The sequence below is a fragment of the Kocuria gwangalliensis genome, from assembly GCF_039544365.1.
In the GTDB taxonomy this organism is placed as follows: Bacteria; Actinomycetota; Actinomycetes; order Actinomycetales; family Micrococcaceae; genus Kocuria; species Kocuria gwangalliensis.
On record NZ_BAABLN010000009.1, the window covers coordinates 60,393 to 85,625 of the forward strand.

Annotated in this window: 19 protein-coding genes and 1 CRISPR repeat array; of the genes, 4 read left to right on the plus strand and 15 right to left on the minus strand. The window is 66.2% G+C overall.

Annotated elements, in window-relative coordinates:
* Positions 1–82 precede the first annotated feature (82 nt).
* Positions 83–274, plus strand: a complete 192-nt coding sequence (locus ABEA06_RS04520; RefSeq protein ID WP_345310714.1) for a CsbD family protein — start codon at positions 83–85, stop codon at positions 272–274.
* A 72-nt stretch (positions 275–346) separates the two neighbouring features.
* On the opposite strand, the gene ABEA06_RS04525 is transcribed toward ABEA06_RS04520, so the two are convergent.
* The gene (locus tag ABEA06_RS04525; RefSeq protein WP_345310715.1) at positions 347–1,558 is read right to left on the minus strand and encodes a cytochrome P450; all 1,212 of its coding nucleotides are present in this window, start codon (positions 1,556–1,558) and stop codon (positions 347–349) included.
* Between the two features lie 154 nt (positions 1,559–1,712).
* On the opposite strand from ABEA06_RS04525, the gene ABEA06_RS04530 reads away from it, so the two are divergent.
* The 3 genes from ABEA06_RS04530 to ABEA06_RS04540 all read left to right on the plus strand — a co-directional run bounded on the left by ABEA06_RS04530 (position 1,713) and on the right by ABEA06_RS04540 (position 5,561).
* Positions 1,713–2,033 (plus strand): putative quinol monooxygenase, encoded by a 321-nt coding sequence (locus ABEA06_RS04530; RefSeq protein WP_345310716.1) that lies wholly within the window; start codon positions 1,713–1,715, stop codon positions 2,031–2,033.
* A complete protein-coding gene (locus tag ABEA06_RS04535) occupies positions 2,030–2,929 on the plus strand; it encodes an N-acetylglucosamine kinase (protein ID WP_345310717.1) in 900 nt (299 codons plus the stop codon). The genes ABEA06_RS04530 and ABEA06_RS04535 overlap by 4 nt, the downstream gene beginning before the upstream one ends.
* A 157-nt stretch (positions 2,930–3,086) precedes the next feature.
* Complete coding sequence (locus ABEA06_RS04540) at positions 3,087–5,561, plus strand: penicillin acylase family protein (protein WP_345310718.1); 2,475 nt, start codon at positions 3,087–3,089, stop codon at positions 5,559–5,561.
* A 65-nt stretch (positions 5,562–5,626) separates the two neighbouring features.
* Here the strand turns inward: ABEA06_RS04540 and ABEA06_RS04545 are convergent, their stop codons facing one another.
* From ABEA06_RS04545 to cas3, 14 genes are all read right to left on the minus strand, one after another.
* A complete protein-coding gene (locus tag ABEA06_RS04545) occupies positions 5,627–6,502 on the minus strand; it encodes a 3-hydroxyacyl-CoA dehydrogenase family protein (RefSeq protein WP_345310719.1) in 876 nt (291 codons plus the stop codon).
* A 124-nt stretch (positions 6,503–6,626) separates the two neighbouring features.
* Positions 6,627–7,805, minus strand: a complete 1,179-nt coding sequence (locus ABEA06_RS04550) for an acyl-CoA dehydrogenase family protein (RefSeq protein WP_345310720.1) — start codon at positions 7,803–7,805, stop codon at positions 6,627–6,629.
* A gap of 149 nt (positions 7,806–7,954) precedes the next feature.
* On the minus strand, positions 7,955–9,082 hold the full coding sequence (locus tag ABEA06_RS04555; RefSeq protein ID WP_345310784.1) for a CaiB/BaiF CoA transferase family protein: 1,128 nt from the start codon (positions 9,080–9,082) through the stop codon (positions 7,955–7,957).
* A 183-nt stretch (positions 9,083–9,265) separates the two neighbouring features.
* Positions 9,266–10,495 carry a M20 family metallo-hydrolase gene (locus ABEA06_RS04560; protein WP_345310721.1) on the minus strand — a complete coding sequence of 410 codons (1,230 nt, stop codon included), beginning with the start codon at positions 10,493–10,495 and terminating at the stop codon, positions 9,266–9,268.
* Between the two features lie 57 nt (positions 10,496–10,552).
* Positions 10,553–11,785, minus strand: coding sequence for an MFS transporter (locus tag ABEA06_RS04565; protein WP_345310722.1), 1,233 nt, complete (start codon positions 11,783–11,785; stop codon positions 10,553–10,555).
* Positions 11,786–11,839: 54 nt separating this feature from the next.
* Complete coding sequence (locus ABEA06_RS04570; RefSeq protein WP_345310723.1) at positions 11,840–12,454, minus strand: cyclodeaminase/cyclohydrolase family protein; 615 nt, start codon at positions 12,452–12,454, stop codon at positions 11,840–11,842.
* 220 nt (positions 12,455–12,674) lie between these two features.
* Positions 12,675–16,122: a CRISPR direct-repeat array (repeat unit 29 nt; unit sequence GGGCTCATCCCCGCGAGCGCGGGGAGCAC).
* Between the two features lie 60 nt (positions 16,123–16,182).
* On the minus strand, positions 16,183–16,554 hold the full coding sequence (cas2e, locus tag ABEA06_RS04575; protein WP_345310724.1) for a type I-E CRISPR-associated endoribonuclease Cas2e: 372 nt from the start codon (positions 16,552–16,554) through the stop codon (positions 16,183–16,185).
* Positions 16,551–17,489 (minus strand): type I-E CRISPR-associated endonuclease Cas1e, encoded by a 939-nt coding sequence (gene cas1e / locus ABEA06_RS04580; protein ID WP_315275834.1) that lies wholly within the window; start codon positions 17,487–17,489, stop codon positions 16,551–16,553. The genes cas2e and cas1e overlap by 4 nt, the downstream gene beginning before the upstream one ends.
* Before the next feature lie 4 nt (positions 17,490–17,493).
* Positions 17,494–18,192 (minus strand): type I-E CRISPR-associated protein Cas6/Cse3/CasE, encoded by a 699-nt coding sequence (cas6e, locus tag ABEA06_RS04585; RefSeq protein WP_345310725.1) that lies wholly within the window; start codon positions 18,190–18,192, stop codon positions 17,494–17,496.
* Complete coding sequence (cas5e, locus tag ABEA06_RS04590; protein ID WP_345310726.1) at positions 18,189–18,887, minus strand: type I-E CRISPR-associated protein Cas5/CasD; 699 nt, start codon at positions 18,885–18,887, stop codon at positions 18,189–18,191. Before cas5e ends, cas6e begins: the two co-directional genes overlap by 4 nt.
* The gene (cas7e, locus tag ABEA06_RS04595; RefSeq protein WP_345310727.1) at positions 18,884–20,017 is read right to left on the minus strand and encodes a type I-E CRISPR-associated protein Cas7/Cse4/CasC; all 1,134 of its coding nucleotides are present in this window, start codon (positions 20,015–20,017) and stop codon (positions 18,884–18,886) included. Before cas7e ends, cas5e begins: the two co-directional genes overlap by 4 nt.
* 35 nt (positions 20,018–20,052) lie before the next feature.
* Entirely contained in the window at positions 20,053–20,676 is a 624-nt protein-coding gene (casB, locus tag ABEA06_RS04600) for a type I-E CRISPR-associated protein Cse2/CasB (protein WP_345310728.1), read from the minus strand.
* Positions 20,673–22,355, minus strand: coding sequence for a type I-E CRISPR-associated protein Cse1/CasA (casA, locus tag ABEA06_RS04605; protein ID WP_315275822.1), 1,683 nt, complete (start codon positions 22,353–22,355; stop codon positions 20,673–20,675). The genes casB and casA overlap by 4 nt, the downstream gene beginning before the upstream one ends.
* Positions 22,352–25,195 carry a CRISPR-associated helicase Cas3' gene (gene cas3, locus ABEA06_RS04610; RefSeq protein WP_345310729.1) on the minus strand — a complete coding sequence of 948 codons (2,844 nt, stop codon included), beginning with the start codon at positions 25,193–25,195 and terminating at the stop codon, positions 22,352–22,354. Before cas3 ends, casA begins: the two co-directional genes overlap by 4 nt.
* Positions 25,196–25,233 lie beyond the last annotated feature (38 nt).

Sequence of the window (25,233 nt, forward strand, 5' to 3'; positions counted from 1 at the left end):
AATAGCAGGTGCTGCCTCTTCCCCTCCCAGCCAAGCCCGTCTACATTGTAGGTATCTGTTCGTCCGACGAAAGGAAGTGCCTATGGGACTCGGCGATAAAATCAGTAATGCTGCGGAGAAAGCGTCCGGATCCGCCAAGGAAAAGCTTGGTGATGCCACGGAGAACCGCGATATGCAGGCTGACGGCGCATCCCAGAAGGCTTCTGGTGGCGCAAAGCAGTCCGTGGAAAACGTCAAAGACGCCGGCAAGAACCTGAAGGACGGACTCAACTAGGTTCCGCACCACGCAATCTTTTGACCCGAAGACCCCCACCACCGGTGGGGGCCTTCGGCATGCGCGGCACCCCTACCGCAGCACCAGACGAACCGGTACGGTGTGGAATCCTCCGGCGGGGTGTTGGGCACCCACCATGTCCCCTGCCGGTTCGATCCTCTCGGTCAGGTCGAAGACCCGCTCGAGGAGAACCTTCAGTTCCAGCCGCGCCATGGGGGCACCGGGGCACACGTGGATGCCGGCGCCGTACACGAGATTTTGCTGGGGGTCGCGGTCCAGACGGAACTCATCGGGGTCGCCGAAGACCTCTTCGTCCCGGTTGGCCGAACTCCACATCAGGGTGATCTTGGACCCTGCGGGCACCTCGCGACCCGATAGCTCGACGTCACGTGTGGTCACGCGACGGTTGGTTACGAACGGGTCCTCGATGCGCTGAATCTCGTCCGTGGCGGCCACGATCTGTTCCGGGTTCTCGCGCAAGTGCCGCTGCACGTCCTGGTGCGCGGCCAGGTAACCCAGCACGATCCCCACCGCGCCCGCAATGGTGGACAGCTCACCCACCGTCCAGTTACGCACGATGCTCACGATCTCGTCCTCGGTGAGTTTCCGGTCGTACACCGTTTCATGCAGTAGCCGCGAGGTGTTGTCCTGATCCGCCGGGGCGTTACGACGCTCGTCGAGCAGCTGCCGGATGTAGCCGTCGAACTCGAGCGCCACCTCGGCCGTGCGCGAACGATCCCGCGACGTAGTGGCCTCGTGGTTACGGTGCACCCACCGCTCCAACTCCGGCTCCAATTCGCGTGGCCAGCCCATGAATGCGGACTGGCAGCGCAGGGCGAACGGGTTCGCCAGTTCGGACATGACCTCCACGGTCACAGATTCCCCGGCGCCCGACGCCGCCGCCTCGCCTTGCGCGCCCGAGGTCACCGGGACGGCGTCGTCGGTGAGCTCCTGAAGAAGCTGCGCCGTGAGTGCCTGGAGAGCGGACTCGAACTCGGCCATTTTCTCGGGCGTGTAATAGCGGTCGACCACCTCTCGAAAGACCGTGTGCTCCGGGCGGTCCATGCCGTTGGGCACGGCAACGTGGTGGGAGACCGCGCTGGAAAATGTCTCGGGATCGTGGAGAGCGCGCGAGACGTCCTCGTGGCGGAACAGGGACCAGTTCAGGGCCTCGGAATGCGCCACGGGGCACGTGCCGCGCATGCGGTCGTACGCGGCGGTCTGATTCACGCGCACGCTCGGGTCGCTCGGATCCCAATCCTGCGCCTGTTGCGTTTCAGTCAACGAAAGTCCTCCTCGGAGCCACGGTGTTCACACTCATTATTCGTCCATGACATGCGTATTTTCAGGGGCTCGGAGAGTCTCGTTGTTCACATTTTCACCAGTTGCTGCCCATATGCTGGAGGGGAGAACCGCAACCCAAGGAGGCACACCCACCATGATCTTTATCGTTGTGAAATTCGATGTGAAGCCCGAGCACGCGGACAACTGGCCGCAGCTGGTCGAGGAGTTCACGCGGGCCACCCGCGCCGAGACCGGCAACAAGTGGTTCGACTGGTCACGCAGCATCGACAACCCCAACGAGTACGTGCTCGTGGAGGCCTTCAACGACGACGCCGCCGAGGCCCACGTGAAATCCGACCACTTCACCACGATGACCGAGCAGTTTCCGCAGTACCTCGGCTCCACTCCCCGCATCATTTCCCGTCAGATCGACGGCGACGGGTGGGATGAAATGGGCGAGCTGAAGGTCCGGTGACCCACTCCGGTGAACTGATCGGCCTGGACATCGGCGGCAGCACCACACGCGGGGTGCTGTTCCGCGGTGGCCAGGCCGTTCGCCATTCCAGGGGCCCCAGTGCCAACATTCAGAACGTCTCGCCGGAGGCCGCCGCGGCTGCGCTGCGCGAGGTGTTCCGCGGCTTGGCAGCTGAGCCTTCCGTTCCCGTGGTCGCCGGTGCCGGTGGTGTGGACACCCCCGCCGACGCCGCCCGGCTCGAAGGTCTCATTCGTTCGGCGTCCGGGGTGCCCTCCGCGGTGCCCGTCACCGCGGTGCACGATACTCGCCTGATCCTTGCTGCGGGTGGTCACACCACTGGAATCGCGGTGATTGCCGGAACCGGCTCCGTGGCCTGGGGTATTGATTGCACCGGTCGCGAGCGCCGCGCCGGCGGGTGGGGCTATCTCCTGGGAGATGAGGGCAGCGGCTACTGGTTGGGCCGTGAAACTGTTCGCGCCGTACTGCGGGCAAACCAACGCGAGCCCGGTGCCGCACCGGACCCGTTCACTCGCGCGGTACTGTTACACACCGGCGTTCCTTCCGCAGTGGATCTCATTGCCGCCTTCCACGACCGCCCGGAGCGTTCTTTCTGGGCGAGCCTGTCCCGCACGGTGGTGGAGTGCGCCGCGAACGGTGACGCAACCGCGTTGGATCTGACCCATCGCGCCGCGACTGAGCTCCACTCGCTGGTCATGACGGTTGCGGAACATCTGGACGGGCCGTTGCCCGTGGTGCTGGGCGGCGGGCTTGCCCGCACGGTGGTGGGCGAGCGACTGTGTGAGCTTCTCACTGAGTCCGATGTGCCGGACGTGACCGTCCTGGACCGGGAACCCGTGTTGGGCACCCCGGTACTGGCGCGTGCCGTGTGGGGCTGACAGGTTAGGGGAAGTTCCGCTGCGCCCCAGGTCAGGGCGCGGATTTACTACCAAAAAGTAATATTGACCGATCGGTCGTTTTATCCTTGACAACCTCCGGGGCGGGCTAGAGAGTGAACTCCGTAGCGTGATTCACCTCACTTTTCCAGGAGACACTGTGCCCACACTCAAGACCCGAATTCTGGTGCCCGCGTTGGCGGTCGCACTCATGGCGGGCACCACCGCAGTCCCGGCAGCCGCGGCCCCCGTCGCGTTACAGAACGCCCAGCACGGCCACGGCAAGGGCCCGAAAGAACACGTCGAGAAGAACGTGACCATCAAGCGTGACAACTACGGTGTCCCCCACGTGTATGCCAAGACCGTCGGTGGTCTCTACACGGGCTATGGGTATGCGGTGGCGCAGGACCGGATGTTCCAGATGGAAATGGCCAAGCGCTCCGTGCTGGGCACAGCCGCGGAAGTGATCGGTGAGAGCGGCGTCGACAATGACAAGCGTTCCCGCGCGACACTCGATCCCGAATCCATTCAGCAGCAGATCGACCAGCTCTCCGAGGACGACCGCGCGGTGCTGCGCGGATACGCCCGCGGGTACAACAAATACGTGGACAAGGTCCTCGCGGACCAAGCCAACCTGCTGCCCAAGCAGTTCACCGATTTCGGTTTCCAGCCCTCGCACTTCACCGAGTACGACGTGGCAATGATCTGGATCGGCACCATGGCCAACCGGTTCTCGGATTCCACGAGCGAGGTGGAGAACCTCAAGGTCAAGAACCAGCTCATTGCCGAGCACGGAGCGGATGAGGGCGCCAAGCTGTTCGACCAGCTGATCTGGACGGAAGACCCTAGCGCGCCCACTACCGTTCCGCGTGCCGAATCCGTATCCACCCAGTCCTCCGGATCACATGCGCTCGCTCCGATCGACCCGTCCGTACAGGACAGTTCCGCGGACACCGCCGCAGCGTTCGGAGGTCAGGGTTGGCCCCACGCGGCACCCGAAGCGTCGAACATTTGGATGGTGGGCAAGGAGAAGTCCACGGACGGCGGTTCCACGCTGCTGAACGGCCCGCAGTTCGACTGGTTCAACCCGTCCTACGTGTACGGGATCGGTTTGCACGGCGCGGGCATCGACGTCACCGGCAACACACCGTTCGCTTATCCGTCCATCCTTTTCGGCACCAACAAAGACATTTCGTGGGGCGCAACGGCCGGTCCGCTCGACGTCAATGACATCTACCAAGAAGACCTCAACCCCGCGAACCCTAAGCAGTACATGTTCGACGGGCAGTACCGGGACATGGCGGAACGCACCGAACAGATCGCGGTCAAAGGCTCCGCACCCGTGGACTTCACCGTGCAGTCCACGGTGCACGGAACCGTGACGGCCACGGACCCGCAGAACAACTCCGCCTACTCCAAAAAACGCGCGTGGAAGGGCACCGAAGTGCAGTCCCTCCTGGGCTGGGTCAACGTCATGAAGGCCAAGAACTGGGACGAGTACCTTGCGCAGGCCGAGAAGGTGGGCATCACCATTAACTGGTACTACGCGGACAAGAGCGGAAACATCGGCTACGTCTCTCCGGGCAAGCTCCCCGCACGGCCGGAAAACCAGGACTTCCGTGTACCGGCCAAGGGTGACGGAACCATGGAATGGCAGGGCTTCCGCCCGTTCGAGGACAACCCCAAGACGTACAACCCCGAACAGGGCTACGTGGCCAACTGGAACAACCAGTCTGCGGCCGGTTTCAATTCCGACAGCGGCAACTGGTCCTCGGTGGACCGCTTCAACGAGATCACGTCCCGGTTGGAATCCCAGGAGAAGTTCACTCCGCAGGAAATCTGGGACATCAACAAGGAAACGTCGTTCGCGGACCTCAACATTCGCTACCTCCGCCCGCACCTGGAGACGGCCATCGAGTACGTTCCGGCCGGTGACCAGCTTCGCTCGGACGCCAACATCCTGCTCGAATGGGACGGACAGACGGTCGACCAGGACAAGGACGGCAACTACGACGGCGCCGCCCCCACCATCATGCGCACCTGGCTGCCCAAGCTTTCAGAGGCTGTCCTGAAGGATGATCTGCCGCAGGCGGTCTACGACCAGTACGCCGCCTCGATCTACCGCAAGCCCGGCGGATCCGTCCGGCCGGCGGAGACCACCAAGCTGCTGTCCAATGCGTTGGCGGGTGAGGACTCCGCGGTGCCTCAGAGCGTGGACTTCTTCAACGGAGAGGACCACGGGAAGGTGCTTCGTGACACCTTCAAAGCTGCGACCGATGAGCTGCGTGAGACGCGCGGTGACGACCCCGCCGCATGGGTCACCCCGGTGATCCCCCACGAGTACAAGACCAAGAATTTCATGGGGATCCCGCAGGCCGATCCGTCCGAGGCACTCAGCACGCATCAGTACATGAACCGCGGTACGGAGAACAACCTGGTGCACCTCAACCCCGAGGGCGCGAGCATGTGCGTGGCTGCTCCCCCGGGTCAAAGTGGTTTCGTGGCCCCTGATGGAACCAAGTCACCGCACTATCAGGACCAGTTGGAGCTGTACACGAACTTCGAGTGCAAGGAAGAGAACCTCTACAAGAACCAGCTCGCCCAGAACCTGGAATCCGTGACCAACGTCAAGTAAGCGCCACGGGGAACGGACCCGGACTCAGCTACCGAGTTCGGGTCCGTCCTATCTGCAACAGCGCCCTACTTCGTGTACTCGTAGAACCCCTCACCGGACTTGCGACCGAATTTGCCCTCGGCCACGAGCTTGGAGATGGACTCGTTGGGCTTGTCCTCCTCGGCTCCGGTTTCCTGGTAGGTGGCCTGGGCAATGAAATCAATGACGTCCAGGCCCACCATGTCCATGAGCTCGAACGGGCCCATGGGATGACCCAGCCCGGTGCGGATCGCGCCGTCGATGTCTTCCTTGGAGGCGTAACCGTTCTCGTAGAGGAACAAGGACTCCTTGTTGATGGCGCCCATCACTCGGTTGGCAATGAACCCGGGGATCTCACGGTTGATGAGCACCGGTTCCTTGCCCATGCGGCGGGCCAGTTCCATGGCCACGTCCACGGTGTTGTCGCTCGTGGACTCATGGCGAACCACTTCCACGCACTTCATGACCAAGGCGGGATTGAAGAAATGCATGTTGCACACCTGCTCCGCTCGCCCGCTGGCATCGGCCACCTTGGACGACCCCAGGGTCGAGGAGTTGGTCGCGAGGATTGCGTGCTGCGGCGCCAGGGAACCCAGGGACTCAAAGATGCCACGCTTGATGTCCAGGCGCTCGGTAGCGGCTTCGATCACGAAATCCGCGTTGGCGGCCGCGCGCTCGAGGTCCGTTTCCCACACCAGGTTGGCCAGAGCGGCGTCGGCGGTGGCTTGCTCGAGCTTGCCCTTGGCCACGCGGGACTCGGCCCAGCCGCGCATCTCGGCGGAGGCGGCGTCGAGCATGTCCTGGCTGATGTCCTGCACCGTGGTCTGGTACCCGGCCAGGGCTGCGGTCATCGCGATCTGGCGGCCCATGGCACCGGCGCCGATCACGGTGATCTTCTTGATGCTGTCGATGGTGATGCTCATGCGGAAGTCTCCCTCGAACTCGAACGCGGATTCGGATTCGAACTCACATTCGGATGCGAACTCGGTCCTGAAACGGGGGCGCCCGCGACGGAATCCGCCGCGAGCGCCGAGTGGAACGTGTCGATCAGCGGAAGGCCGGCTCGCCGGTGAGGTGCTGGCCGAGGATCAGGGTGTGGACCTCGTCGGTGCCCTCGTAGGTGCGCACGGACTCGAGATTGTTGGCGTGCCGCAGCGGCGAGTAGTCCAGGGTGACGCCGTTGCCGCCCAGGATGGTGCGAGCCTCGCGCGCGATCGCGATGGCCTCGCGGCAGTTGTTGAGCTTGCCCACCGAGATCTGGTGGTTCTGCAGCGTGCCGGCGTCCTTCATGCGGCCGATCTGCAGCGCGAGCAGGAAGCCCTTGTTGATTTCCAGGGCCATGTCCACGAGCTTCTGCTGCGTGAGCTGGTAACCGGCCAGGGGCTTGTCGAACTGCATGCGCTGCTTGGAGTAGTCCAGGGCAGCCTCAAAAGAATCGCGGGCAGCACCCATGGCACCCCAGATGATGCCGTAGCGGGCCTCGTTGAGGCACGAGAACGGACCGCGCAGACCCTTGGCATCGGGAAGCATTGCGCTGGCAGGCAGGCGCACATCCGTCAGCTCGATCTCACACTGGATGGACGCGCGCATCGACAGTTTGGGTTCGATGGGCGTGGCCTTGTAGCCGGCGGTGTCGGTGGGCACCACGAAACCGCGGATGCCGTCATCGGTCTGCGCCCAGATCACGGCCACCTTGGCCACGTTCGCCAGGCCGATCCAGCGCTTGGTGCCGTTGAGCACCCAGTCATCGCCGTCGCGCTTGGCGTTGGTGGTCATCGAGGACGGGTCAGAGCCGGCGGTCGGCTCGGTCAGGCCGAAGCAACCGATCGCCTCACCGGCCGCCATCTGCGGCAACCACTCCTGTTTCTGCTCCTCCGAACCCCACTTGTATATGGCACTCATGGCCAGCGAACCCTGAACCGACACGAACGTGCGCAGACCCGAATCTCCGGCCTCCAGCTCCGCGCCGGCCAGGCCGTACTCCACAGCCGACCGACCCGCGCAGCCGTAACCTTTGAGGTGCATGCCCAGCAGGCCCAATTTGGCCATTTCCGGCACGATCTCCAGCGGAAAATGGCCGTCCGCGAACCACTGGGCAATGTTGGGTTTGATCTGCGCGTTCACGAATTCGCGAACGGTCTTGCGCAGCTCGAGCTCCTCGGCGGTGAGCAGGGAATCAAAACTAATCAGATCTGAGGGGTCCGTGGGCAGCTCTTGGGTGGTCATGGTGCTCCTTTGCATCAATGGTCATGCCTGTATTGGAGGGGCCCGGAGCAGACTGCGGCCGCGCCCGATATGCATTTGTGACTCACGGTACGCGGAGAGCGCCGCTCGCGAAACTTTACTGCGTCAGCCCCGGTTTTTATATCGGTTGCCTAAGAAATTCGTTGGAGCCACTCAACCACCGATTCCGTGTGCTCCCCGAGCTTCGGTGGTGCCACGGTGGGTGATGGGAGGGGCGGTTCCCAGGTCACGGGGTGCCGGAATTGGCGGCCCACGGTCTGCCCGGAGGCGTCCTGAACGTCCACGGTGGGGTCGAGTCCGAGGTCTTCGGCCAGGGCCACACCGTCATCAATGCCGCCCACCTTGCCCGCGGGCAGCCCCGCGCCGGTGAATACGTCCGCCCAGTGCTGGGCGGTCTGTGCCGAGAGGGCTTCTTCGAGCAGGGGCACCAGGGTCTCGCGATGGGCCACGCGGGCGGAGTTGGTGGCAAAGCGCTCATCTTCGGCAAGACCGGGCACCCCGAGTGCCGCAGCCATGCGAGCAAACTGACCGTCGTTTCCGATGGTCACCGCAAGGGGCCCGTCCGAGCACTCCAACAACTGGTAGGGGACGATCGACGGGTGGTCGTTGCCCATGCGCGAGGGAACCTTGCCCGCACCCAAGTAGGCCTGACCCTGATTGACCAGTGCCCCCTGCAGACTGGAGAGCAGGTTGATCTCCAAGTGCGCGCCGCGCCCATTGTTCCGTCGCCGGGCCTCCAGGGCGGACAGCACCCCGATGGTCGTGTCCTTGGCACACAATACGTCCACCAGAGCCACGCCCGCCTTGTAGGGAGAACCGGCGGGGCCGGTAATGCTCATGAGTCCGCCGACCGCCTGCACCAGGAAGTCGTAACCGGCCAGATGGCGGCCCCCGGCGGATCCGAACCCGGACATCGAGGCGTAGACCAGTCCGGGGTTCTCGTCACGTAAATCCTCGTAACCCAGCCCCAGTTTGGCCAGCCCACCGGGTTTGAAGTTCTCGACCAACACGTCCGCCTTGAGGGCCAATTTTCGCGCGAGCGCGAGGTCCTCGGGATCCTTAAGATCCAGGGCCACGGACTCCTTGTTGCGGTTGGCGGACTCGAAGTAGGTAGCTCCGGTGTCGGACCACGGCGGTCCCCAGCTGCGTGTGTCATCGCCCGCCCCGGGGCGTTCCACCTTGATGACGCGCGCACCGAGATCCGCCAGTGTCATGGTGGCCAGCGGACCGGCGAGCACGCGCGAGAAATCGGCGACCAGAACGCCGTCGAGCGGGAGGGTGGTGCCGGGCTGTTCACCCGCCTGCCGCGTGGCGGTTTCCTGAGCGTGCGTGGGTTGGGACACTGGGCCTCCTTGCCGAGTTGTGGTTCACCCCACACTCTAAGGGGCTGCGGGGACGCGCATAACCCGCGCCTGCCGCGGCTCGGCCGGCGCGACCCGCGTTCACGCCAACTCGCCCTGCGCCACCCGCGTCAGCACCCCGGTGAGCATGTCCAGTCCGGCAAGCATGTCCTGGTCGGAGGTGAATTCGTACTCGTTGTGCGTAATGCCCTTGTGCGACGGGACGAACAACATCACCGCGGGCATCATGTCTTTCACATTCGTGGAGTCGTGGCCGGCCAGCGTCATGATCCGCGTGTACGGCAGCCTCAGTTCCCGCACGACCTGCTCCGCGAGTGCCACTCCGTCCGGCGCGTAGTCCTTCACGTCCCACGCGTTGCGGCTCAGCGTCTCGATGTCCACGTTCGCCTCCGACGCCGCCGTGGTGACCTCCCGCGCGAAGGCGGCGTCCGCGGCGTCGAGCCGGGCGGCGTCGGGGCTGCGCAGGTCGATCAGCAAGCGTGCCTCGCGCGCGACCGCGACGGGTGAATTGGGCAGGATCAGCAACTCACCGCACGATGTGATCACGTCGTGTTCGAGTGCGATCCGGCGCGCCGCCGCAATCAACAAGGAGGCACCCAGCAGCGCATCCTTGCGGTCCTCGATCAGCGTGGCGCCGGTGTGGGACTGCTCACCGGTGACCAGGAATTCATACTTGCGCGCACCCCACGTGGCCTCCACCAGGCCGATGGTCTGCCCGTTCTCCTCCATGGACTTGCCCTGCTCGATGTGGATCTCCACGTACGCCGCCGCCTCGGGAATGCTCTCGGTGCCACGCTGACCCAGGGTGTCGAGGGCGTCCCGCACGGTCACGCCGTGAACGTCCTCGGTGGCCAGCGCGGTCTCCAGCTCGAGTTTGCCCGTGTACACCAGGCTGCCCATCATGGACGGCTTGAATCGGCAGCCTTCCTCGTTGAACCAGTTCACGACGCACAGGTTGTACGCCAGCTCCAGTTCCCCCGCCGACGCCGCTCGGTACAGTTCCGCGCACACGCTCGCCCCGGCGAGCACGCCGTAGGCGCCGTCGAACCGGCCGGCCCTGGGTTGGGAATCAAGGTGCGATCCGACCAGAACGTGCGGGGCGCCGGGGTGGAGTTCGAACGTGCCGAACTGGTTCCCGATCTCGTCGTAGTGCACCGTGGCACCGCGCGCCGCCAACCAGCCGGCGAACCACTGACGGTTCAGTCCGTCCGCGGCCGTGCTGGCCTGGCGTTCGACACCGCCGGAGTCCAGCCCGCCATTGCGGGACATGAGCTGAAAATCATGCAGGAATGACCGATGCAGTGCGGACATGAGCTCTCCCGGGTTAGGAACCAGTTGCGGTCATCGTACGCGTGGGGCGGCACGCGCTCAGCGAGCGGAACGATTGTCTCCCCAGAGCTTCTCGGTACCGCTCACCAGCAGGACACCGCAGCACATCCACACGGCCGCGGCGGGGCCCAGTGGAGCGGCGAGCAACGGGAGCACCACCTGACCCAGTCTGTTGCCCATGAGCCGCACGGCCAGGGCGGAGCCACGCCAATTGGACGGCACGGACGTGGTGATCATGGTCATCGTCAACGGTTGTCCCAACCCCAGAAGAAAACCACCAATGGCCAAGAATGCGGCCGTGATCCAGAAATGCTCAAAGAACAAGGGCGGGATGATCAAGGTGATGCCCGCACCGAATAAGCATGTCAGCAGGAGCGCGCGTCGGGAAAAACGCCCGGACAACCACGGCAAAAGTATTCGCGAGGCAATGGACGCCAAGCCTCTGACACCCAGCAGTACACCCACCACCGCGGGTGCCACGCCCGCTTCTTCGCCAATGACCGGGAGGAACGCCGTGAGGATGTCCAGCATGGCCAGCAAAGACAGTGCCGCGAGCATGTGGGAACCCACGCGGGGAACCTTGAGCACCCCGAGCACCGTGGGCCTTTCCACCGAGGCCTGGCCGATCTGGCCGGTGCGTGGTTGGCCGGGGAGCGACGTCGTCGATCTGGGTGGTGTGAACCGGAAGATCAAGAGCGGCACGGCGAAAAGCGACAGCGCGGTGCCTATCCACAGGGCCTGATTGACGTCAGCCAAGCGTTCTGCGGAATCAACCCCGGTGCTCCGACCCACCAACCAGCCACCCAATAAGGGTCCCATCATTTGCCCGGCGGAAAAGGCTGCGGTGAACCATCCGAACCCCTTGTCCAAATCACGATCTGCGGCATAGCGGGCAATAGCCGCCTGCCCGCCAATGGTGAAACATAAGTGGCCCATACCCAGCACCACGCTGGCGGCCACAATGGCCCACACCGTGGGAGAGGCCGCCAACAGTGCCCCACCGGCAACCAGCAGTCCCACCCCGGTCAGCGTCAGGAGTTTCAATTGCGGGGCCCGATCCGAGTACCGACCGAGCCACACGGCGGTGAAAAGCGGAACCAGGGCGTAGGCGGCCGTGGTGAGACCAATGGTCACGGAGTCCGCGTGCAGCGCGAGCAGCTTGTAGGAGGTGACCGGGCGTAACAGGTTAACCGTGGACTGGGTGAGCACCGCGCAGGCCACCAAGAGCCACAACCACACCGCTGAACCAGAACCGCGGGTGGAATCAATCACCGGTACCCACCCATTTCCTGCGCCTACCGGTCACGACACCCGGCCCGGCCATGATCAACCGCGGATCCGCTCCCTGATCCGACGTGCGAGCCGCGCGGCGCCGTCGACCAGTTCCTCCCCGCGCTCGACGTCGGCGTTCAGCTCCTCCCGCGTCGCATGGTCCTTAAGCGAGGCCAGGTTGGTCTCGATCGTCGCCACGGCCGTGGCAATAGCGGCCCGGATAGCCTCGGCAGCCGCGGCCACGTCGCTGAGAACATTGGGGTTCACCCACTGCTCGAGCTCGCGGGTCAGCTCGAGCACCTCGGCGCCCACGCCCACGAGATCCCGCGGTGGCCGCGCGGCGCCCATGGTGGCCTCCTGGATCGCACGGGACCGCTCGGACTGTTCTTGGTCCGAGTCCTTGGGCAGGGCGTACGCCGCGGAGAGAGCGCCGAACGCGTCGGCGTCCGCGTCGGCCAGGCGCAGGGCCGCGGGGATGAGCTCTTCGGCGCGTTCGGCCGCGTGCCGGGCATGGTCAGTGTGCTCCGGGGCGGTGGTGTAGCGGGCCGACATGCCGACCAGGGCCGCACCCAGCGCAGCTTGTAATGCCGCGGCGGCTCCCCCTCCCGGGGCGGGCTCGCCCGAGGCCATGCGCTCCACGTAGGCCCTGATGTTCTGCGAGTCGATCACGGTCGCTCCTCCGGGATACGGATCGGGTACGGGCACGGCAGGCCCGAGGGCGGCCGCGGACAACGACCCGAGTCTAGACGCTATGGACCCTACTCCGAGCGTTGCCGTCCCGGGGCTCAGGTCCCGCAGAAGGTGCGGTAGGGCCCGAAGTTCCCGGGTGCGGGTTCCGCGTAACGTTGCAGGTCGGGGCGGTCGTCGTGTTTCCGACCCCGCCTCTGCCGGGCTCATCCCCGCGAGGGCGGGGAGCACGTGGTGCCTACGCCACTATCGGGCGCGTAATTGGGCTCATCCCCGCGAGCGCGGGGAGCACACATAGTCGTCCACATAGTTGAACCGGGTGGTGGGCTCATCCCCGCGAGCGCGGGGAGCACCTGCGCCCATGGCCCGGTGAGCAGGTCGTAGTGGGCTCATCCCCGCGAGCGCGGGGAGCACGAGGCCACCGTGTGACCCACCGTCGATTGCTCGGGCTCACCCCCGCGAGCGCGGGGAGCACTCGCACATTACCTTTTGATGCGCCGTTATCGCGGGCTCATCCCCGCGAGCGCGGGGAGCACTAATCGGACACCAGGGTGCCGCCGGGTAGCGGGGGCTCATCCCCGCGAGCGCGGGGAGCACAGTGTCACTAGAGTGGCGCACCTAGAAAAAAAGGGCTCATCCCCGCGAGCGCGGGGAGCACTTCTTGATGGCGCGTAGTGCTTTGGTGGAGACGGGCTCATCCCCGCGAGCGCGGGGAGCACTCACCCGGGCCGTGGCCGTCCTCCGCGTGATTGGGCTCATCCCCGCGAGCGCGGGGAGCACGACACCGGGACCACGTGGTGGTCGGTGACGGTGGGCTCATCCCCGCGAGCGCGGGGAGCACAGCTTCACGTTCGCGGGTCGCCTACCAGAATGGGGCTCATCCCCGCGAGCGCGGGGAGCACACCTGACTGGGCGGCGTTAAGCACCCTGGACAGGGCTCATCCCCGCGAGCGCGGGGAGCACACCCACATCGCCGGGTTAGGCATACGCACCAAGGGCTCATCCCCGCGAGCGCGGGGAGCACATCCATTCCTGAACCTTGTCCCACTGCGCGTCGGGCTCATCCCCGCGAGCGCGGGGAGCACTTCTGGTTCCGGTGCCTCCGGTAGGGTGATCGGGGCTCATCCCCGCGAGCGCGGGGAGCACGGTGCTCATTTCGTGTTCTCCTGCTCCTAGGGGGGCTCATCCCCGCGAGCGCGGGGAGCACGCGGTTATCGCCCCTACGGGTCAGACGGCGGGGGGGCTCATCCCCGCGAGCGCGGGGAGCACGAAGAATGTGTTCCCCACCCGTGGGGGTCAGAGGGCTCATCCCCGCGAGCGCGGGGAGCACAGATACCCAGGCCGGGTGAAGTCGGCCAATACGGGCTCATCCCCGCGAGCGCGGGGAGCACTAGACGTACGGCAGTCGTGTTCCCCTGGTGGGGGGCTCATCCCCGCGAGCGCGGGGAGCACTAGACGTACGGCAGTCGTGTTCCCCTGGTGGGGGGCTCATCCCCGCGAGCGCGGGGAGCACGCGTTGGGCGTTAGAACTGGGCGCTTGGCTCTGGGCTCATCCCCGCGAGCGCAGGGAGCACACCCACACCCCAGCTCTCGCACGTGCCGCGTCGGGCTCATCCCCGCGAGCGCGGGGAGCACGGGCGACGAAGGCCATTCCGAGACGTTTCGGCCAGGCTCATCCCCGCGAGCGCGGGGAGCACATTTCCAGTGGGCCTCACCTTCACTTTGGTGTGGGCTCATCCCCGCGAGCGCGGGGAGCACTTCATCCGTGGGCACAGCGCACCGCAGGAACCGGGCTCATCCCCGCGAGCGCGGGGAGCACTTCGCAGATCACTCGCACGGTCTTCGCTTTCAGGGCTCATCCCCGCGAGCGCGGGGAGCACGCGTTGCTGCGCGTGCCGGTGTTGGCGCAGGAGGGCTCATCCCCGCGAGCGCGGGGAGCACTCCACGGTCACGGTCCAGCCGGAGTCGACCATGGGCTCATCCCCGCGAGCGCGGGGAGCACATGACCCGACAGCTTGGACCGAGGCGAACTTTGGGCTCATCCCCGCGAGCGCGGGGAGCACAGCGTAAGGCGACGGTGGGTACGGTGCCGGTGGGGCTCATCCCCGCGAGCGCGGGGAGCACAGGGCACCAAGCAGCATGAGAATGAATGTGATGGGCTCATCCCCGCGAGCGCGGGGAGCACGTATGGGTAAGGGCAAGTGGACGGACCAAGAGGGGCTCATCCCCGCGAGCGCGGGGAGCACCGCCACGGACGCGCTCATACCGGACGGGCGGTGGGGCTCATCCCCGCGAGCGCGGGGAGCACGTGACGGTAGCACAAGGGGCATAGTAAATAAAGGGCTCATCCCCGCGAGCGCGGGGAGCACATGAGCCCAAAGGGGTTAGCGCTCATGGCGGCGGGCTCATCCCCGCGAGCGCGGGGAGCACGCCCGCCCTTACCCGTCGGTACGTGGGGTGAGGGGCTCATCCCCGCGAGCGCGGGGAGCACCGCGGCGCGGACTTGTCGACGGCGGCCTCACAGGGCTCATCCCCGCGAGCGCGGGGAGCACACTCATGGGTTTTGCCTCTCCTGTGTGCGGTGGGGCTCATCCCCGCGAGCGCGGGGAGCACGTCAGGTGAGCTGTGGAGAGCGATGCCCAGACGGGCTCATCCCCGCGAGCGCGGGGAGCACGGACTCGCCCAAGACACCCCATTTAGTACTGGGGCTCATCCCCGCGAGCGCGGGGAGCACTACACCCATTACCTTTGTTCGGGTCCAGATCGGGGCTCATCCCCGCGAGCGCGGGGAGCACTCACCGTCATACCCATAGAGCCGTATGAACATGGGCTCATCCCCGCGAGCGCGGGGAGCACAGGCCCATGACCTGCTCCAGCCACCCGGGCACGGGCTCATCCCCGCGAGCGCGGGGAGCACGGCCGCAACCCATCCATGGACCTACCCAGCAAGGGCTCATCCCCGCGAGCGCGGGGAGCACCCGCAGCCGTTCGTTCATCCCACCGATACCGTGGGCTCATCCCCGCGAGCGCGGGGAGCACCGGCGGCCGTCCTTTCCCTGGATCGCGTTGCTGGGCTCATCCCCGCGAGCGCGGGGAGCACCCCAGCTGGGACGGACTGAACCGTGACCCGAGGGGCTCATCCCCGCGAGCGCGGGGAGCACGGCGGTCATGGTGTTCTCCTGACTGGGGGTTAGGGCTCATCCCCGCGAGCGCGGGGAGCACTCTCGTGGCTCTACGCGAACGTAATTGTTCCGGGGCTCATCCCCGCGAGCGCGGGGAGCACGATGCGGCAGTGCGCCCCGTCGCGGAGGGTTCGGGCTCATCCCCGCGAGCGCGGGGAGCACAAAGCAGACCTGGCGGGGGTGGACCGTAAACGGGGCTCATCCCCGCGAGCGCGGGGAGCACATTCCGTCAGGGCCCTTGTACGGGGTATTGAGGGGCTCATCCCCGCGAGCGCGGGGAGCACAAGGGGAAGACGTACAAGAAATGTTCCCAGCGGGGCTCATCCCCGCGAGCGCGGGGAGCACAAGCTACCCTCACCGGAATTGAACTTGTCCGCGGGCTCATCCCCGCGAGCGCGGGGAGCACGCTAGATCGGCTGCACCGCCGGACCAGGGATGCGGGCTCATCCCCGCGAGCGCGGGGAGCACACTTGCTAACCTGCGGCGATGCCGCGATATGTGCCATTCCGCGTGCAGCTTACCAACACTTCATTCGTTCCTAGATTGGCGCCGCCATGACGGTTGTCGAGCGGACTTCTGACGGCTGGCGACACTCCAGCCTCGTCTTCGAGTAGGACCCGACCCCGGAGTAGCCGGACGCTTCATCAGGGTGAGACCGTCCAAGTCAATCGGGGTCCAGTCGTGTCGGTGGACTTTAAAGCGTAGGCGCTGTTCACCATCTGAGGAATAAACCATGATGGCTCGCCCGTCCTTGGACAGCTCCGTCACCCGCTCCCAGAGGAGCCCTCGGACGCGTGCGCTGCCCTGCCCCACGAACACCCCGGGGCTGATTTCCAGCAGCCACTTGGTGAGGTCCCCACGCAGGCCCGCTGGGCAGGCGGACAGCACCATGACGATCATGACGCGTCCCCCTCATAGTTAGCACCCGACGGAACTTCACCGCTGTCCGACCAGAGAGAAACTCGGTCCTCCTGGTACCACTCCTCATCAAGGACCGGCAACAGTAAGCGAGAAACATCGCGGGCGGCCCGTTCCAGCAGGCGGTGCTTGACTACCGCGTCACGCACCGCTCGGCGGACGTCCTGAGCGGGCTCGGCCGCGCCCGCGGCCACCACGTCGAACGCGGCCGGGATCACGACCTCCGCCTTGTACAAGTCAGCCACGTCATAGACGAAAGACCTGTCGTTGCCCGTGTGAATGAATCCAAGACCCGGCGCGCACCCCAGTGCAACAACAACGGAGTGAACAATTCCGTACAGGCACGAGTTAGCGGCGGTCAACGCCTGGTTGATGAAGTCGTCAAGCTCCATTTCCCCCGGCCGGTACTCCCGCTTGGTCCACGGGACTCCGGTGCGCTCGGAGTGCACCCGGTAGACCTTGCGGATCCGAGCGCCCTCCCGGCCCCGGAGCTGTGACATGGTCAATGAAGATACATCTTCCCCGGGGAACCGCTGTTCATACATTGCCCGGGCCACGGCCAGCCGGGTCCTTTGGTTGGAGACCAACCTTGCTTGGGCCTCCAGCAACCTCGAGCTGCGGGCGAGGGACCGGCCGTGGGCGTAGTAGCGCACGCCGTTCTCGCCCACCCACACAGCCGTGGCGCCGCAGTCCCCCAGGAGGGAGATCGCCGCATGAGTCACTCGTGTGCCCGGACCCAGGAGTAACGCACCGAGTGTCGCCGCGGGCACGTGCACCGTGCCCTCCTGGTCGGTGACCGTGATTGCGTTGGCGTCGCGGTGCACCGTACAGCGCTCCACGTAGACGAACGAGAGCCGGTCCTCCACCCTCAGCAGCTCCGTCAGATCCGGCGGTGGTGTTCCTCTTGGTCGTCCCACGGTCTCACCCCACCACGCGCTGGAGGGTGAGCAAGCCACACCCGTAGGCCTTGCCACGCCCGATCCCACCAGTCATGGCCGACCTCAACAGTTCCACGTTGGTCACACGCAAGACACCGTCGAACTGGGCCTGCCGCAACGTCACCGCCCGCCGCGTCCCGGCGTGCTGGTCCGCCCGGCCGAACCGGACGTCGTCGCGCTGGGACACCGCAACCTCGGGGACCGACTTTTCGACGTCCGCCGCGGGAGCACCGAGGGCCGAGTGCCGGATTTCAAACCCGTGCCGGGGCGCTTTCTCCAGCAGCCAAGCGGTCTGTTGGTCTGCGGTCACGTGCGGCAGCACTTTACCCCGCTCGCCTTTCCGGCGGGCGTTCTTCACCGGATTGGCCCGCAAGCGGAAGCCCCACTCCTGCCCGAGCGTCAGCCGCCCGAGTAACCTGTCGTAGTCGGCGCTCTCCCACGGGCTGGTGGCCCATCCTGCCTGCTCGACCACGTGTGTGAGGTCAGGCTCGCGCGGGCTCACCACGTAGAGCGTGTACTGCGGGTGCTGGGCATCTAGGCGCCACAGCACTCGCCCGTCCTCATTTCCTCCTCCGGGTGGAAAGGCGGCCATGACCGCTGCGTGCATGGCCTGGGGGTTGCTCAGGAGCTTTCGACCACCACGCTTCTGCGGGTTGAGATACAAACGCGAGAAGCTGGTCACGAGGTCATCACCGCCTCCATGAACGGATCTCCCTCACCGACGCCCCAGGGGTTGTCGATATCCACAGGATCGGCGGCGTGCACGGTCCGCCAGGAGTACTGCCGGTGCTGGGGGTCGTAGCTGACCGGGTGGTCCCGAAGGCTGTCCCCCTCCTCGTGGGGAGTGGCGTCTCGCAGCAGGGCCAGACGCACGAGCCGCGGCTTGGTCCGGCGGTACCAGTCCGCGGCCTGCCAGGGTTCTACCCGCAGCGACTCTTCGACGTTCCCGTCCCGCAGTCCCACGAGGAGATCGGGCCCGGCCGGGCACGAGCGTCGACCGAGGAACAGCGGGAAAGTCGGCCGTCGTACGGCGTCGACCAGGCCTTCGAGCAGAGGTTTTGGACCGGACACCGCTCCGAGGAACACCGCATCCGAGAGATAGTACCGATGGGTCAATGCCTGTGATTTACCGGTCCGCCAGTCGATGGCCGTCTGAAAGTCGCGCACCAGGGTGCCCGGTTGGTCAACGCGCACCCCGAATTGGAGGTCCGCCAAGTCCTCGACGGGATCCGACCGTCGACGACCTTGCGCCGCCGCCAATAGGCCGACGACGCCCGACTTGGTCGGCTCGTGGTGCGTCGCCCTGGTGGCGAACCGACTCTGCACGCCCCAGGCCTGCATCGGAGCCTTGAACTTAAGCAGTAGCGACATCGTCATGCCCGCTCCCGTTCATCGTTCACCGGCAGGGTGGCGCGGAGACCGTCGAGGAGCCGACTCAGGGTGACCTTCTCCCCCACCTCGGACAGGGACTGTGCCAGATCGCCGACCGCCACGACCCACGAGGCCACCGGCCGGGTGTCGTAGGCCGCGTCAATCTCGGTGGCCTCTCTGGCCAGGCGAGCGGCGGCATCGTATCGGCGGCCACGCTCGCCGTCCGTGACCACGGGAGTCTCGAAGGCGTTGACGTAGGAGACGGGCCGGTCCTCGCGCACGGAGACCAACACGACCTCGGGCAGTGTGCGATTCGCAAAGGTGTTCTGTTTGCCCGTAGGCATGGACTCTACGAAGCTGCGCACGAACGCCACGGTGGCCTCCGTGGCCGCGCGGATATCACCCAGGTTCTCAATGAGCGCCTGCAAATCCACCGTGGCATAGCGGTAAAGGGTCGAAGACATCATCTGGATCGTGCCGATCATCCCGGCGCCGCTCTCCTCTGCCGCCTCCGCAGCGTCGTCTACGGCGGTGAAGTAATCGAACTCCGGCTCTGAGGCGTGAACGCCAATGGCGTGGGCCACCTGCACCGCGGCGTCCACATTGTAGTCGGGGGCCTCCGCCACCATGCGCCCGAACATGGCAATGTCCACACTGTGCTCTGAATCGAGCAGGGCCGCGGCCTCTCTCTTGCTCAGCTTGGCACCCTCGTTTGTCACAACGGCCTCGGCCAGGCGTTGGATCTGCCGGGCGCTGAGGAACAACAGGTAGCCCGCCTCGGGGTCGCGCTGAACCTGATCCTCGCCCTTCTTCACCGTCTTCTTCTCGACCTTGATCCCAGCGGCGGAGAACGCCGCCTCCACGGCGGTGACGGCCCTGTCCCGTTCCCAGTCCGGGGCAATCTGCTTGACCACGTCCACGACCTGCCCGACCACGCGTTTGGTGCGAACCCCCAGCTGGTCGGCGGGAAGGTGCTCGCCGAAGTCCCGGCGGATGGCCCGTTTCCAGGCCTGTGAGGAGACCCGTTGGCGAGGAACCCCACCGAAGGTCGCGGTCTTGGGAGCTCCCGTGTCGTCCCGGTTGATGTTGCTCGGGGGAAGGGTGTGCAGGGCGTGGACGTCGATGAACAGGCTCATGTCATGGTCCTTTCGGAGAGGGGTCTGGGCAAAGGTCAGGCGACAGGTTGGGACTGGGACTCGGAACGGGTCAAGGAGAGGCCGCGGGCGAACTCCCGGCCCCAGGAGAGCGCAACGCGATCCCAACCGCCGCGGTCCCGGGTCCTGGCGAGGTCCTGGGCCAGGCGCCCGTAATCCGCCGGGATCTGTTCGGCCCGGAGCAGGGTGACCAGCGACCGGAGGTTGTGCACCAGCCCACCGGTGGTCCGGGTCAGGAGCAGAGCGTCGAAGCGAGGCTTGATGGACTCACTGTCCCGACGCTGCGCCAGCCGCCCAACCGCGTAGCCGATTCCCATCCGGTTCTCGTGCATGGCCTTCGACTGTGACTGCTGGTGCACGGCAAAGAGGGTCAGCGCCGTGAACGCGGCCCACTCCGATCGGGAGGGGGCATCCCCCCGCCCCAGATACGTCTCGGGTAAGTCGGGGAGGACCCGTTCGAGGACGAGCCCCCAGGCCAGCGGGTCCTTTTCCGGGGAAGCGCCGGCGGCGCGGCGCAGGACGGCCAGGTCCCTCCGAGCCGCCGCGGCCCTACCGTGGTCCTGTCCCAGGAGGTCGTTCTCTAGGCTCCGAGCGGCGCGTCCCACGACGGCCATCAACGGTGGGATTGGGTTGTCGGTCATTGGTCCTCTCCTTCTGTCGGTGTGTCTGTCGCGGCCGTGGCATCCGGCAATGGTTCGCCCGGGAGATGCTGTCGGAGATCCGCGCGGAGGGCGCCTTCGGCGGTTGCCGAGGAGATGAGATGTGGCCTTCCCTTGGCGTCTTGGACCATCCGTCCGACGACCGCCTTGGGGCCCGCTCCCTTTTGCAGGACGGCCGCCTCTTCCAGGACGACGCGTTCGACCAGGCCGAACCACCGTCCCCGTTGCACCACCGGGTCGCTGTTCTCGTCGATCTCGGACAACCAGTCCTTGAACGGGGCGTCAAGCCGGTGCAGGATGCCCTCCGTCCGATGTGGCTGGAATGCGTACTCCCCGCCTGTGGCCTGCAGCAGGCGGCCGGCGTACCGTCCGAGGTCGACGGCGGCCTCGGTGGTGGCGCGCCCGGCGTCCACGATGGCCTTGGCCGTGCGGGAATCCTTACTCATGAGGGTTCCGAGACGGACGGTGAGGGTCTCATGCACTGTGTCGGCAACTGACGAGCTCTGTGTGCCGTAGACCATCCCCACCAGCTCGACCCCCACGAGGTGATCCTGGGGGAGCGCTCGATCGTGGCGCACGGTGTGCAACCAGGCGATCGTTGCTGGCGGTTTGGGCTGCAGTTCCCGCGGAGCCTCCTGCAGCACACCCTCGCGAACCAGCAGTGGCGTCAGACCGCGCCACAGGGTCCTCGCCGCGTCGTGCTGTTGCGGCATATGCACGGTACGTGCCTTGCTCGACTGGTTGCGGCTGTAGCGATAGGCGGTCATGGGATCGGCGAACTGGTTCTTCGTCTCGATCCGGTCCCCGTTGGAGACCAGGACACCCGTGACCCGGTCATCGTCCGGGAAGAGCCGCACGCGGCGGGACTGCCAGGTGAGAACATCGCACGGACCGGTGGGGAACTCGACGCCGCGCGGGGCGGCGTTATGCGGCTCCTGCTCCCACGCGGGCAGGTCTTCCTCCTCTCGCTCCGCAATCACTGCATGAGGTGCCGTGTTAAGAACCAAGGTCTCGGCGAGGGTTCGCCCATGCAGCACCACACCACCGGTCGAGCCGACCCATCCAGTGCCGATCGGGTATCCCTTGCCGCCCTTGACGCGGGGATCGCCCTCCGCACCGGACTTGATACCCGAGTAATCCCACGCCTGCACGTGGACGAGCCAGCGCGCCGCCTCAGCGAACCCGAGCGCGTCGAAGGACACTCCGGCTCGCACCGAGAGGTAGTCGGACTCGGCGTCGGTCAACAACCGGCGCACGCCACCATGCTCGCCTTTCTTGGTGTGCAGATCGGCCACCTGCATGAAGGGCGCCGCGGCGTCGAACAGGTCGAACCGGTGCCGCCACTGCTCCAGATAGGCCCTGATCCGCTGGACCTGGGTCTCTCCGCCGGCGGCGTCGAAGGCATCCTCCCACCACTCGTCGACGTCCGCCCCGGGACCGACAAGACCGGGGTCATCGCGGTGGGCGCGCCAGAAGATCACCAGCAGCACGCGCAGCAGCGCGTAATCCTGGGTGGGCAGCTCACCGGAGATCCGCCGGATCTGACGCGATCGTTCGAAAACTTCCCCCAGGGAAAGCTCCGTCACTGAGCCGTCTAGCATCGTGCACGGGAGCCACGGCTGCTCTACAAGATCGAACTGCGGTGGCGAGTCGGTCGTCATGCGTTGTCCTTCCGGGAAGGACCCAAGTCCACAAGACCGAGCTCACGGGTGTACTGCAGGTCGCGTCCGGCCAGGGTGACACGCAGGTCTTCGTCCAGCACCAACCCCAGCTGACCGCGCAGCACCGGCGACTGCGCCCAGCCCACGGGCGTGGTGCGCTCCAAGTGCTCGAGCGCAGGATCGAAAACCCACGGTTTCGAGAAGGCCCGCGGGAGGCGCACCGAGGAGGTTGCGAGAACCCGGGCCGTTCCGGGCTCGGGGCACTGGTCGGGGTAGAAAACGACATCCCCCGATTCTTCGCCCAGCCAGGGCAGCGGCCGGTATCCGCCGGGCGCACCCTGGACGAGCAGGACCTCCAAAGTTGGATCGGTGTCGCGCACCTGCGCCGCCCCCTTGACCTCGGCCAACGGGCCGGAGTCGATCTCCGCCGCCTGTTCCTCGAAGATCTCGCCCATCACCCGGTGGGCGGAGTGCGGACCGGGGAACTGGAAGGTCCCGGCGCGCCGGCGTGCCTCCGTGCGGGCCGCGTCCAGCTCCGCCGACGCCGCGTCATGGCGCTCTGTCCACGCGTCCGGCACGATGGGTGACTCTACATACGTCTGCTGGACCAAGTGCGGAATCCGCTCGGGGATAGCCAGTAGTTCCCCATTCAGGTGCGGCCGCAGCGCCGCCCAGCTGCGGAGCAGCACGGCTTCCGTGTAGACCAGCGTGCAGTGCTCGTCGAACGTCGGCGCCGTCCGCTCGTCCCCCTCGGAGATCACTCCGCGGACCATGACTTGGGGTACCCGCGCGTGGTCCGGGCGGTCCGACGCCGGTCGACGGTGACGATGCAGACGGCCGATGCGTTGCAGGAAAAGGTCGGTGGGGGCCACGTCGGTGACGACCACATCGAAGTCCAAATCCAACGACTGCTCCACCACCTGGGTTGCCACGACCACGCGCCGCCGTGGCCGCCCGTCATCCCGATGCGCTTTCGGCCCCAACTGTTTAACGAGTTCCTGCTCCGCGGCCACGCGGTCGGAGGCGATAAAGCGGGCGTGAAGTAAGCGGAGATCCTCGCCCACAACGGGCTGCAGCAATTCGTAGGCGGACTGGGCCCGCGCCACGGTGTTGCACAGGACCAGCGCGCAGCCGCCCCCGGCAACCACGGGGGCCAACGCGGTGAGTAGCGCACGCCCGTCGTCATCGATCACCCGGCACTCAACGGAGGTCTGGGCGGACGGTGGCTCGACCTCCCAGGTCCGTGTTCCGGCTGCGCTGACCGTGGTAACGAGGGGATACGTAGCGTCGCCCGTACCGATCTTCGTGGGCGGGACGGCCGGATCCAGCCCCCTCCGGTAGGCAGCGAGCAGCCGCGTCCGGGTGCCCCGAGGAAGCGTGGCCGAGAGCAGCACCACGGGTGCGCCGTACGCGGCCAACCATTCCAGGGCCCTCTCCAGGTAGGAGGACATGTACTCGTCATAAGCGTGGACCTCGTCCACAACCACCACTTTGTCCGCCAGGCCCAGGTGGCGCAGCATTGCGTGCTTGGACTGCAGGGCCAGGAAGAGAACCTGGTCCACGGTGCCCACCACGAAGTTCGCCAGGATTCCCTTCTTCCGGCCCCAGAGCCACTGGTGGGCGATCACATCCCCCTGGCCGCGGCCTCCCGCATTCTCCTCAATACCCCGGATCCGCGCGCGGCGCGGCATGCGCGTGAAGGACTCATTGAGAGTGTTCTTGGAGTGGCCCAAGTACATCGAGGCCAGCTGCCCCTCCCCCACGGCAGTACGTGCCCAGCGCTGGACCCGGGTGAAAAGGGCGTCGGACGTGGCCATCGTGGGAGCGGCCACCATGAGGCCGCCCCTACCGGTGGTGGCGGCCATGACCTCGGCGGCGAGGAGGGCTGCCTCTGTTTTGCCCTGGCCCATCGGTGCCTCGATGCACATGAGGCTCGGGCCGCTCATGGAGCGGGCGGCGTCCAGGGCCACGACCTGCATGGGATGGGGCACGGTGCTCTGCGGCCAACCGAAGCGGCGGCGGTAGGCCTCCTCGGCCGTCTCCGCCGCGTGCTGCTCCGTCTGCCACGGGCGGTTGAGGTCGATGGCAGCCATCCCCTCCCGTCGGCGGTTCTCCTGATCCGGGTCCACGGCCATCGGGAAGGCATCGGGGTTCGAGGCGATCCAGTCGGCGACGATCACGATGCCGGTCAGGATCATCTGGGTCTTGACGGGCAGCTTGCGCCGGAGCACGGCGGCGAGGGCCTGTTCGGCGCCCGTGTCCTGGGTGATGAGCTCCAACAACTCCGCCCACACGCATTCCCACTCGGGCCCGTGGGTGGGAAGATTGCTCTCCACCTGGCGATGGTCCGTGCTCATGATGGGGATGCCGTGGTGGGCTCCGCTGATAGCCGCGACGGTCCGTGCATTCCGCGGTTTTGCCTCGAAGCGATTGCACAGCCACTGCTCGATGATTACCGCACTGCCCCAGGAATGCGGAAACCAATCGAGCTTGGGGACCGAGGCGGGGAGGTCAAGACCCGCGTCCCGGATCCGCCGAGCAAAGTCGGACAGTTCGGGGCGCTTCTCCAACTGGGCGGCGAAGGGGTGGGTGGCCTTGCCGATGTCGTGGGTTCCGGCGAGCCACGCCACGAGGGCGCGGGTGCCCTCGGTATCCAGGCCAACCTGATTAGAGATCCACTGCTTCGTGGCCGTGGAGAGCCACTCGTCCCAAAGCTGCCGCGCAACTCCAGCGCTGTCTCGCAGATGCTGAGGCAAGTTGAGCCACCCGCTCTCGTCCCCGGACTTCGCCCACAGCGACCGGGAAGCATGAGACAGCTGCACCCAACTCATTTGCGCCATGGCCCACCACCTCCGCACCATGCCCGGGCCGCAAGAGG

Bases quoted from the DNA above. Each gene is read 5' to 3' on its own strand.
- ABEA06_RS04520 (WP_345310714.1), top strand. From the start codon at position 83: ATGGGACTCGGCGATAAAATCAGTAATGCTGCGGAGAAAGCGTCCGGA.
- ABEA06_RS04530 (WP_345310716.1), top strand. From the start codon at position 1,713: ATGATCTTTATCGTTGTGAAATTCGATGTGAAGCCCGAGCACGCGGAC.
- ABEA06_RS04545 (WP_345310719.1), bottom strand. From the start codon at position 6,502: ATGAGCATCACCATCGACAGCATCAAGAAGATCACCGTGATCGGCGCC.
- ABEA06_RS04550 (WP_345310720.1), bottom strand. From the start codon at position 7,805: ATGACCACCCAAGAGCTGCCCACGGACCCCTCAGATCTGATTAGTTTT.
- ABEA06_RS04560 (WP_345310721.1), bottom strand. From the start codon at position 10,495: ATGTCCGCACTGCATCGGTCATTCCTGCATGATTTTCAGCTCATGTCC.
- cas2e (WP_345310724.1), bottom strand. From the start codon at position 16,554: ATGATCGTCATGGTGCTGTCCGCCTGCCCAGCGGGCCTGCGTGGGGAC.
- cas5e (WP_345310726.1), bottom strand. From the start codon at position 18,887: ATGACGATGTCGCTACTGCTTAAGTTCAAGGCTCCGATGCAGGCCTGG.
- cas7e (WP_345310727.1), bottom strand. From the start codon at position 20,017: ATGAGCCTGTTCATCGACGTCCACGCCCTGCACACCCTTCCCCCGAGC.
- casB (WP_345310728.1), bottom strand. From the start codon at position 20,676: ATGACCGACAACCCAATCCCACCGTTGATGGCCGTCGTGGGACGCGCC.
- casA (WP_315275822.1), bottom strand. From the start codon at position 22,355: ATGACGACCGACTCGCCACCGCAGTTCGATCTTGTAGAGCAGCCGTGG.
- cas3 (WP_345310729.1), bottom strand. From the start codon at position 25,195: ATGGCGCAAATGAGTTGGGTGCAGCTGTCTCATGCTTCCCGGTCGCTG.